Here is a 10,598-nt window from a genome sequence, read left to right as displayed (position 1 = left end):
GCGGGTGCCGCGATCGCCGAGTGGGGGCACGTCCGGCTGTTCTCGCCGTGGCGGTACAACATCGACCACGCGGCCCGCCGTCTGCTGCGGGCCACCGGGTGGTCCGAGCCGGACCTCGAGGCCTTGCCCACCGGAGCCGAGCTGGTCGAGCAGTACCTGAAGCCGCTGGCCGGCCTGCCCGCATGGGCCGGGCGGGTGCGCTACGGCGCGCGCGTGGTGGCGATCGGGCGGCTCGGCGTCGACCGGGTCACCACGGCCGGCCGGGAAACGGCCCCGTTCGTGGTGCGCCTGGCCGACGGTGACGACGTGCTGGCCGCGGCGGTGATCGACGCGTCCGGCACGTGGCGCACCCCCAACGTGCTCGGTGCCATCGGTCTGCCCGCGCACGGCGAGACGGAAGCCGCGGGCGTCATCGACGCCGCGTTGCCCGACGTGCTCGGCTCGGCCCGCGCCCGGTACGCGGGCAAACACACCGTCGTGGTCGGCTCCGGGCACTCGGCCGCCAACACCCTGCTCGCCCTCGCCGAACTGGCCGAGCAGGAGCCCGCGACACGCATCACCTGGGTCACCCGGGCGCGCAGCATCTCCCGTGCCGTCGGCGGCGGTGACGCCGACGCGCTGCCCGGCCGGGGCGCACTGGGCACGGGCATCCGGCTGCTGGCGGACTCCGGCCGCGTCACCCTGCACACCGGCTTCGCCGTGCACGCGGTCCGCGCCGACGGCGAGCAGGCCGAGCTGACCGCCGCCGACGGACGCTCCATCACCGCCGACCGCCTCGTCAGTGCCACCGGATTTCGCCCCGACCACAGCATCGCCGGTGAACTGCGCCTGGACCTCGACCCGGCCCTGGGATGCACCCGGGCGCTCGCGCCGCTGATCGACCCGAACGAGCACTCGTGCGGCACTGTGCGCCCGCACGGCGTGGACGAGCTCACCCAGCCCGAGCCGGGATACTTCGCGGTGGGCATGAAAAGCTACGGCCGCGCGCCGACCTTCCTCATGGCCACCGGCTACGAGCAGGTCCGCTCGATCGCCGCCGCGCTGGCCGGCGACTGGGCGGCGGCCCGCGAGGTCCAGCTCGACCTGCCGGAGACCGGCGTGTGTTCCTCCGCGCCGGTCGAGCAGGCGGCCGCTCAGCTCAGCGGCCGGCCACGCACCGAGCTGAGCCTCGTGGGCGTCTCGGCCTCCGGTGGCGGCTGCTGTTCGTGACCAGAGCCGACACCGCGGTCCCCGCCGGCCACACCGGCGGGGACCGGCACGAGCGGACAGGTACGGCCACCGTCGCCACGTTCGCTGTCACCCAGACCATCGGCTACGGCACCCTCTACTACGCCTTCGCCGTCTTTCTCACCCCGCTCGCCGCTGACCTGCACACCTCGGCCACAGTGGTCACCGGAGCCTTCACCGCCAGCGTGCTGACCGCGGCCGCACTGGCCATCCCCGTCGGACGGTGGCTCGACCGGCACGGTGCACGCGCGCTCATGACCACCGGCTCACTGCTGGGCGCGGTGATGCTGGCCGCCTTCAGCGGCGTGCACGAGGTGTGGCAGCTCTACCTGATCCAGATCGGCCTCGGTGCGGCGAGCGCCGCCAGCCTGTACGAAGCGGCCTTCGCCGTGATCATCGCCGGCATCGGCGCCGCCCGGCGCAGCAGCGCCCTGCTCGCCGTCACCGTCGTCGCCGGATTCGCCAGCACCATCTTCCTGCCGCTGACCGGCTGGCTCACCGCCACCCACGGCTGGCGCGCCGCCGTGCTCGTGCTCGCGGCGATCCAGGCGCTCACCGTCCCGCTGCACGCGCTTACCGCCGGTCTGCCGCGCACCGGCGCCGCGCAGACGCCGACCACGACGGCGGCTCGTCCACCGACCCGGTCGGTGGTGCGCGCAGCGCTGGCCGAGCGCGGGTTCTGGCTGCTCACCGTCGGGTTCACCGCCCACACCGCTGCCGTCAGCGCCATGACCGTGCACCTGGTCGCCGCACTGGTCGCCTGGGGGCACCCGCCGGCCTTCGCCGCGAGCGTCGCCGGGCTGCTCGGTGTGCTGTCGGTCGCCGGCCGTCTGCTCACCACAGGCCTGCAGCGCCGCTACCGCACGGCGACGGTCACCGCGGTGGTGTTCGGCGTCCAAGCTGTTGCCGCGCTTGTCCTGCCGCTGGTGGGTGCCATGACCGCCGGGGCCGTCGGAGCCGTGATCGGTTTCGGCATCGGCTTCGGCGTAGCCACCATCGCCAAACCCGTCCTGCTCGCCGAGCGGTACGACACCAGCCGCTACGCCACCCTGTCGGGCATCCTGGTCGTGCCGTCCACGCTGGCCAAGGCCGCCGCGCCGCTGGCGGCGGCCGCTCTGCACGCCGCGACCGGCAGTTATGCCCTGGTCATGACCGCCGTCGCGGTGCTCACCGCCGTGGGTGCGGCCGCCATCGCAGGGCTGCGCACAGCCGGGGCTGCGGCGCGTTCGCCCCGCGCCTGAGCCAGGGTCAGTGCCCGCGGTAGTTGTCGGCGTTGCTGCGTGCGTCGCTGGCCAGGTCGACCAGGTGCATGGCGGCACTCTGCAGCGCACCGGGCACGAGCCGGTAGTAGGTGAAGCGGCCCCGTGGCTCGGTGACCACCACGCCGGACTCCCGCAGCAGCTTGAGATGACCGGAGACGTTGGGCTGCTTGGCGCCGGTGTCCGCGACCAGGTGAGAGGTCGTCGCCGGACCGGCGGTGAGGATCTGCACGATGCGGGCCCGCAGCGGATCGGCCAGCAGCCGAATCAGATCAGGACTGGCTGATATCACTCTGTCCTGATGTTCACTTGGGTCGCCGCACTGCGACACTGGCCTGTCCGTAGGGGCGGGCCCGCCGGTGAGCATCGTGCCCAGGGCGGCCAGGGCGCCGCTGCGGGCGCGGTAGTAGGCCCAGGTGCCCCGGCGCTCCACGTCGACCATCCCCACTTCGCGCAGGACCCGCAGGTGATGGGAGATCGTCGCGCCGGTCAGGTCGAAGGCGTCGGTCAGGTCGCAGACGCAGATCTCGGCCGACGACGCGATCAGCGACAGCAGGCGCAGCCGCACAGGGTCGCCGAGCGCCTTGAACAGCGATGCGAGATCGCCAGCCATCCGCGGCTCAAGGGGTTGCTCCGACAGGGGCGGGCAGCATACCGGGGCCGCCGACGGAAGCGCTTCGGAGAGAGCCGTCATGCCGATAGCTTGACAGTGCTCTAGAGGGAGCGCAAGAGACGAGCGTCAAAGCTGCACTTTCCTCCCCATTGCATCAGCACACTCTGATCTGTCGCGGCTGGCAGTGGAGTGCGGACCGGGCCGCCGGCAATGTTGTCGCAGGCCAGCTGCATGCTCGGAAAGGCCGTCCCGCTGGAGATGGGCGTTTGACGGGTCCGGCTCGCGACGGCGATGGCCGTCGCGAGCCGGGAGTGCGTACCTCAGCCGCAGCAGGAGGGGCCGCTCTGCTGCTTGGTGTCGGGCGCCAGCTGCAGCTCCGGGCCGACCTGCACCACGGGCGCCACGTCGAACTGATCGGCGGCGAACGCCGCCAGCTGCAGCGCCGCCGTCTCGTCGACGCCCATCTCGCGGGCCGCGGCCAGCACCGCGGCGCCCGCGCTGGGGCTCTGCGGCAGGTGCTTGGCGGTCAGGGTCAGCAGCCGCTCGTGCTCGGCGTGGCTGAGCCCGAGCCGCTTGGCGAACGCCTCGGATCCGGCCGTGGCCGAGCACACCCCGGTCTCAGGCAGCTCCAGCTGCACGTCGCGTGCGGCTGCCCAGTCGCCGGCCAGGCCCGCGACGACCGAGCGGACCTGTTCGTGACCGGTGGCCATCAGGAAGGTCGGTGCCCGCCCGTAGCTCTTCATGCCCACGGAGAAGTAGCCCGGCTCCGGGTGGGCCAGCTCGTCGATGCCGTGCGGGCGCACGGTGCCGCACGAGTGCTGGTTGGGGTCGATCAGCGGCGCCACCGGCCGGGGGGCGGACATGATCGGGTCCAGCTCCAGGCGCAGCTCCTGCGTGAACTGGTAGTCGGGCCGGTAGCCCGTGGCGGCCACCACCCGGTCGGCGAGGATGCTCTTCTCCGCGCCGTCCAGGCCGCGGGAGACCAGTTCGATGCCGCCCTCGGGCAGGGTGCGCACGCTGGTGGTGCGGAAGTTCGTCTCCAGCTGGATGCGGCCGGTGTCGACGAGCATCGCCAGGCCGCTGCCCAGTGCGCCGCGCGCGGGCAGCTCGTCGTCGCTGCCCCCGCCGAAGGAGCCACCCGGCGAGGAGGCCCTGATCGCCCAGGTGGTGCGCGTGCCGGGCGCCAGGTCGGCCAGTTCCGCGAGGGCCAGGATCGTCGTCGCCGCCGAGTGCCCGGCACCCACCACGACGGTGTGCTTGCCCGCGTACTGCTCCCGGTCGGCCTTGAGCACGTCGGGCAGCGCGTGGTTGATCCACGCGGCGGCCTCGGCCTCGCCGTGTGCCGGCAGGCCGTTGGAACCCAGCACGTTGGGTGTGCTCCAGGTTCCGGAGGCGTCGATGACCGCACGGGCGAGCACCTCGTCGCCGTTGTCCAGACGCACGACGAAGGGAATCCGGTCGCGCCCCTCGGTGCGCATGCGGTCGATGCCCAGCCTGCTGACGGCCACGACCTTGCTGTTCAGGCGCACGTTGTCGGCGATGGCGGGCAGGGCGGCCAGTGGACGCAGGTACTGCTCGACCAGCTCGGCGCCGGTGGGCAGCTCCTCGGCGTCCGGCTCCTTCCATCCGGCGGCGCCCAGCAGGCGCCGCGCGGCGCTGTCGGTGTTGTACTGCCACGGGCTGAACAGCTGAACGTGCCCCCACTGCTGCACCGAGGCGGCGATGTCCGGGCCCGCCTCCAGGACCAGGAACGCCAGGTCGCGCTCGGCGAGCTGAGCGGCGGCGGCGAGGCCGACCGGCCCCGCTCCGATGACGACGACCGGTAGCCCGGTCATCGCGGGTGAGTCGAACACGATGGTTCCCCTTCCCTGGTGCGTCCGGACATCGCAGCTGCCTCTTCACGCACTCTGACTGATATCTGACCTGAGGCCGTGACCAGCGCCGATGCACCGTAATCGCCCCGGATCAACGCGAGATCCGTTCGGAAACCTTGACGCTGATCCACATAGGCCTGATCATCTGATCGTACCTCAACACCCGTCAAGATATCTCACGTGGTGTGCGACGGTGACCAATTGTCGCCGGATGAGCTGACAAGACCCCTGGGACGGCCGCCGCTGGCGGCTGCCGCAGGAGAGGAGCTTTCGTGCCGGATGAACAGCTGCGGGGAGCTGTGCCCACCCCCGCACCCGACCGCCCGCAGGAACCCGTCGCCATCATCGGCATGGCGGGCCGCTTCCCCTCGGCGCCCGACCTCGACGCCTTCTGGGCCCTGCTGCGCGACGGCGTCGACGCGATCACCGACATTCCGCCGTCGCGCTACGACGTCAACGCCGTCTACGACCCCACCCCGCGCACGCCCGGGCGCACCGTCAGCCGCTGGGGTGGCTTCCTCGACGACATCGACCTGTTCGACGCCGAGCTGTTCGGCATCTCGCCGCGCGAAGCGGCTCGGATGGACCCCCAGCAGCGCATCCTGCTGGAAGTCGCCTGGCACGCCCTGGAGGACGCCGGGCAGTCCGTCGACGCCATCGCCGGCTCCGACGCCGGTGTCTTCGTCGGCCAGCTCGGCGCCGACTACTGGAACAAGCAGCTCACCGACGGCGACGAGCTCAACCTGTACGGCATGACCGGCGCCGCCTCCCGCGCGGTCATGTCCGGCCGGCTGTCCTACGCCTTCGACCTGCGCGGGCCCAGCTTCACCGTGGACACCGCCTGCTCCTCCGCGCTGGTGGCCGTGCACACCGCCGTGCAGAGCCTGCGCGCCGGCGAATGCTCACTGGCCGTCGCCGGCGCGGTCAACATGGTCCTGCTGCCAGAAGAAGGCGTGGTCTACTCCGGCGCCGGCATGCTCGCCAAGGACGGCCGCTGCAAGTTCGGCGACGCGTCGGGCGACGGGTTCGTGCGCAGCGACGGCGTCGGCGCGGTGATCCTCAAACGCCTCGACCAGGCTCTGGCCGACGGCGACCGGATCCGCGCGGTCATCCGTGGCTCCGCGATCGGCAACGACGGGCAGAGCAGCGGCTACCTGGTCACCCCGGCGGTCGAGGGCCAGCGCGCCGTGATCGCCGCCGCCTACCGCGGATCCGGCGTCGACCCGGCCCAGGTCGACTACGCCGAGGCCCACGGCACGGGCACCTCCGTCGGCGACCCGGTGGAACTGGAGGCGCTGTCGTCGGTGCTGTGTGCCGGCCGGCCGGCTTCGCAGCCGCTGCTCGTGGGCTCGGCCAAGACCAACATCGGCCACACCGAAGCCGCCGCGGGCATCGCCGGGCTGATCAAGGCGGTGCTCTGCCTCGAACACGGCCAGGTACCCCCAGACCTGCACTTCACCGACCCGAACCCCGCCGTGCCTTGGTCCGAGCTGCCGCTGCGCATTGCGACGCAGCTGGGCGACCTCCCCGATCGTGGCCGGCCCGCGATCGCCTCGGTCAGCAGCTTTGGCTTCTCGGGCACCAACGGACACCTCGTGCTCAGCGCGGCGGACCCGGTCACCGTGGCCACGCCGCAGCCTGAACGCGCCCAGCCGCTGGTGCTGTCCGCCCGTACGCCCGAAGCCCTCACCGCCCTCGCCGGCGCCTACGCCGAGCACCTGAGCAGCCCGGTCGGGCAGAACCAGCCGTTGCGGGCGATCGCGCACACCGCGGCAACACGGCGCGGGCACCTCGAGTCCCGGCTGGCCGTGGCGGGGGCTTCGCACGACGAGATCGCCGAAGCGCTGCGCGACCACGTGCACGGGGACGTGAACCCGTCGGTGTCCACGACGGACTTCGCGCCCGCCGCCCGTCCCCGGGTCGCTTTCGTCTTCCCCGGTCAAGGGTCGCAGTGGATCGGCATGGGTCGCGAACTGCTCGACACCGAACCTGTCTTCGCCGACGCCCTGCGCCGCTGCGACGAGGTCATCCGCGCGGAGAACGGCTGGTCGCTGCTCGACCTACTGCGCGCCGACGACGACGGCCCCTTCGAGAAGGTCGACGTCGTGCAGCCCGTCCTGTGGGCCATGGAGATCGCCCTGGCGGCGCTGTGGCGTTCCTGGGGAGTCGAGCCCGACGTCGTGATCGGGCACAGCATGGGCGAGTCCGCCGCCGCGTACGTCGCCGGGGCGCTGAGCCTTGCCGACGCCGGCGCGGTGATCTGCCGCCGCAGCCGCTTGGCCGCCCGCCTGTCCGGACGCGGCGCGATGGCGTGGGTCGAACTGCCGGCCGCCGAGGCCGCCGAGGCGATCCGCGGGCATGAGGCCACGGTCGCGGTGGCCGCGAGCAACAGCCCCACCTCCACGCTGTTGTCCGGCGAGACCGCCGCTCTGCAGCAGATCCTCGCCACGCTCGACGGACGTGGCGTGCTGACCCGGCTGGTGCGGGTGAACTTCGCCTCGCACTGCCCGCAGATGGACGACCTGCGCGACGACCTGCTCGCCGAGCTGTCCCAGCTGAGTCCGCGGGCGGGTTCCGTGCCGATCCACTCGACGCTGCTCAACGAGGTCATCGACGGTTCCCAGCTCGACGCGGGCTACTGGGTGCGCAACATCCGCGAGCCGGTCGACTTCATCGGTGCCGTGCGCGGCCAGCTCGACCTGGGCGACACCGTCTTCGTGGAGGTCAGCCCCCACGCGTTGCTGGTCGGCGGCATCGCCGAGACAGCACGCGAGCGTGGCGCCAGCACCACGGTGGTCGGCTCCCTCAAACGCTCGGAGCCCGAACGCACGATGCTGCTGACCGCGCTGGGCGCCCTGCACTGCGCGTCGGTGCCGATCGACTGGGACGCGGTCATCGGCGCAGCCCACGTCGTGGACCTGCCCCGATACCCCTTCCAGCGCAGCAGCTTCTGGCTCGACGAGCACCCCGCCGCGCCGGCACCGGCCGTTACGAGCACACCGGGGCACCCGCTGCTCGGCTCGCGTACGCAGCAGGCTGACGGCACCGCGAGCTGGCAGCGCGAACTCGACCTCGACGCGAACGCCTACCTGCTCGACCACCGCGTGCAGGGCACGGTCATCATGCCCGGCACCGCCTACATCGAGATGATCACCGCGGCGCTGCGCGACCTCACCGGCCGGCACCCCGTCGCGGTCAGTGACATCCACTACGGCCAGGCGATGTTCATCGACCCGGCCGGGCCCCTCACCATCGCCGTGCACGCCGAGCCGGCCGGGGACGCGTGGCGCTTCACCATCCGCACACGCCGCGGCAGCGACGACTGGGTCGAGCACGCACAGGCCCTCGGCCGCGTCGTCACCGATCCTCACCGCACGGTCGACGTCGAGCAGCTGCGCAGCCGGTGCACCACCCGGCAGAACGGAACGGACTTCTATCCCTGGAATGCTGAGCGCGGCAACCAGTGGCTCGGCGTTTTCCAGGGCATCGAGGCGATCCTTCGCGGCGCCGGTGAAGCCCTCGCCGAGATCCGCCACCCGGCCCCCGGCGACGCACACCACTTCCACCCCGCGGTGCTCGACGCCTGCGGCCAGAGCCTGGTCGGGGCGCGTGCCGACATCGCGCCCGGGGCCGATCACGTGTTCGTGCTGGGCGGCATCGACGAGGTACGCATATACGCCGCACCCGGCCCGATGATGCTCAGCCACGCCCGGCTCACGCCCTCCATCCGGGCGGACTCCTTCGCCGGGGACATCACCATCACCGACCCGAGCGGCACGGTCATCGCCGAGCTGCTCGGCCTGCGCCTGCAATACCTGGCCGGCGTCGCCCCGCAGCCGCTGCAACCACCGGCCGGCGAGGCGGGCGACGCGCAGGGGGACTGGCTGCACGACACCGTCTGGAAGCCGTTGCCGCGCGGCACCGCGACTGCCCGGCGTGGTGGCCGGTGGCTGGTGCTCAGCGACAGTGGCCCCACCGGGCGCCACGTCGCCGCCGGGCTGTCGCAGTTCGCCGACGAGGTCATCGTGGCCACCGCAGCCGCCACCCTGGACATCACCTCTGCGGACCGTCCGCGGCTCAACCCCGCCGAACGCGACCACTTCAGCAAAATGCTCGACGAGGTCACGGCCCGTGGCGCCCTCGACGGCGTGGTGCACCTGTGGGCGCTCGACGCCACCCGCTCGGGCCATCCCAGCACCGGCGAGATCGACCGGGCGGAGCTGCACGCGTGCACCAGCGCGGTGTTCCTGCTGCAAGCTCTCGCCGACCGGGTGGCCGACACCGCACCCGAGGTGTGGCTGATCACCCAGAACGCTCAGCGCACGAGCGCCGATGACATGGTGACGGCACCGCTGCAGGCGCCGCTGTGGGGCATCGGCCGCACCGCGCTCGCCGAGGAGCAGCGCCTCACGACCCGGCTGGTCGACATCGACGGCGCACCCGGCAGCGTCCGGGCGCTGCTCGACGAGATCGGCGCCCCGGATGACGAGAACCAGATCGCGGTGCGCCACGGCCGCCGTCTCGTCGCCCGGCTGGTCCGCAGCCGGACCCCCGTGGCTGCGGACCAGCCCGTCCGGCTGCACATCGTCAAGCCCGGAGTCTTCGAGGACCTGCACCTGGCACCGGCCGACCAGCCCGTACCCGGACCCGACGAGGTGCTCCTGCGAGTCACCCACGCCGGGCTCAACTACCGCGACGTGCTGTCCACGCTCGGCATGTATCCGGGCCAGTCACCCGACGACCCGCCGGGACTGGGCTGGGAATGCGTGGGCGTCGTCGAGCAGGTCGGCGGCGACGTGACCGACGTGGCCCTCGGCGACGAGGTCATCGCCCTGGCCGAAGGGGGACTGGCCAGCCACGTCGTCACCAAGGCGTGCCTGACCGCCCCGCGGCCCGCTCGGCTCACCCCCGCCGAGGCCGCCACCCTGCCGGTCGCCTACCTGACGTCCTACTACGCCCTGCACACGCTGGGCGGCATCGCGGCCGGCGACCGGGTGCTCATCCACTCGGCCACCGGCGGTACGGGCATGGCGGCGCTGGCCATCGCCCAGTGGAAGGGCGCCGAGGTGTTCGCCACCGCCGGCAGTGAGGACAAGCGCACCCTGCTGCGGCATCTCGGGGTGCGCCACGTCGCCGATTCCCGGTCGCTGGAGTTCGCCACCCGGTTCCGCGAGGCCACCGGCGGCGCCGGAGTCGACCTGATCCTCAACACCCTCAGCGGCGCGGCGGTGCAGGCGAACCTTGACCTCATCGCCCCGTACGGGCACTACCTGGAACTCACCAAGCGCGACATCGTCGGCAATGCACCGATCGGAGCGGGGGTGTTCGCCCGCAACCTGTCGTGGCACGGCATCGACGTGGTGCACATGCTGCGCGAGAAGCCGCAGCTGGCCGGGTCGCTGCTGCGCGAGATCAGCCGATTGGCCCAGCAAGGCGTGCTGCGGCCGCTGCCGTACGAGCAGATGCCGGCCGAGCGGGCGAGCGAGGCGTTCAGCCTGATGGCCCGCTCCGGGCACGTCGGCAAGCTCGTCCTCGGCTTCTCCGGCGCCGCCGGACACACCGCGCCGCCCACCACGGACGCCGCGCTGACGCTGCACCCGCACGCCACCTACCTGATCACCGGGG

Annotated in this window: 5 protein-coding genes and 1 pseudogene; 3 read left to right on the top strand and 3 right to left on the bottom strand. The window is 72.4% G+C overall.

Annotated elements, in window-relative coordinates; all coding sequences use genetic code 11:
• Together RBH18_RS40955 and RBH18_RS40950 are read left to right on the top strand one after the other, a co-directional pair.
• Positions 1 to 1,209, top strand: a 1,209-nt coding sequence (locus tag RBH18_RS40955; RefSeq protein WP_306215903.1) for an FAD-dependent oxidoreductase, incomplete at its 5' end; no start/stop codon positions are given.
• Complete coding sequence (locus RBH18_RS40950) at positions 1,206 to 2,468, top strand: MFS transporter (protein ID WP_306215902.1); 1,263 nt, start codon at positions 1,206 to 1,208, stop codon at positions 2,466 to 2,468. The genes RBH18_RS40955 and RBH18_RS40950, both read left to right, overlap by 4 nt.
• A 7-nt stretch (positions 2,469 to 2,475) precedes the next feature.
• On the opposite strand, the gene RBH18_RS40945 is transcribed toward RBH18_RS40950, so the two are convergent.
• From RBH18_RS40945 to RBH18_RS40935, 3 genes and pseudogenes are all read right to left on the bottom strand, one after another.
• The gene (locus tag RBH18_RS40945; protein WP_306215904.1) at positions 2,476 to 2,853 is read right to left on the bottom strand and encodes an ArsR/SmtB family transcription factor; all 378 of its coding nucleotides are present in this window, start codon (positions 2,851 to 2,853) and stop codon (positions 2,476 to 2,478) included.
• Positions 2,845 to 3,180: pseudogene (locus RBH18_RS40940) on the bottom strand (ArsR/SmtB family transcription factor); the annotation flags it as partial. The pseudogene RBH18_RS40940 and the gene RBH18_RS40945, both read right to left, overlap by 9 nt.
• A 239-nt stretch (positions 3,181 to 3,419) precedes the next feature.
• On the bottom strand, positions 3,420 to 4,934 hold the full coding sequence (locus tag RBH18_RS40935; protein ID WP_372339064.1) for an FAD-dependent oxidoreductase: 1,515 nt from the start codon (positions 4,932 to 4,934) through the stop codon (positions 3,420 to 3,422).
• A 311-nt stretch (positions 4,935 to 5,245) separates the two neighbouring features.
• Here RBH18_RS40935 and RBH18_RS40930 point away from each other — a divergent pair.
• On the top strand, positions 5,246 to 10,598 hold a 5,353-nt coding region (locus tag RBH18_RS40930; RefSeq protein ID WP_306215900.1), incomplete at its 3' end, for a polyketide synthase.

Source organism: Actinoplanes oryzae, assembly GCF_030757795.1.
Lineage (GTDB): Bacteria > Actinomycetota > Actinomycetes > Mycobacteriales > Micromonosporaceae > Actinoplanes.
The sequence above is the reverse complement of the archived record's forward strand: the minus strand, read 5'-3'. Positions and strand labels throughout refer to the sequence as shown.

What these genes read in the sequence shown, in the direction of transcription:
- RBH18_RS40945 (WP_306215904.1), bottom strand. Translation starts at nt 2,853, where the DNA reads ATGCTCACCGGCGGGCCCGCCCCTACGGACAGGCCAGTGTCGCAGTGC.
- RBH18_RS40935 (WP_372339064.1), bottom strand. Translation starts at nt 4,934, where the DNA reads ATGACCGGGCTACCGGTCGTCGTCATCGGAGCGGGGCCGGTCGGCCTC.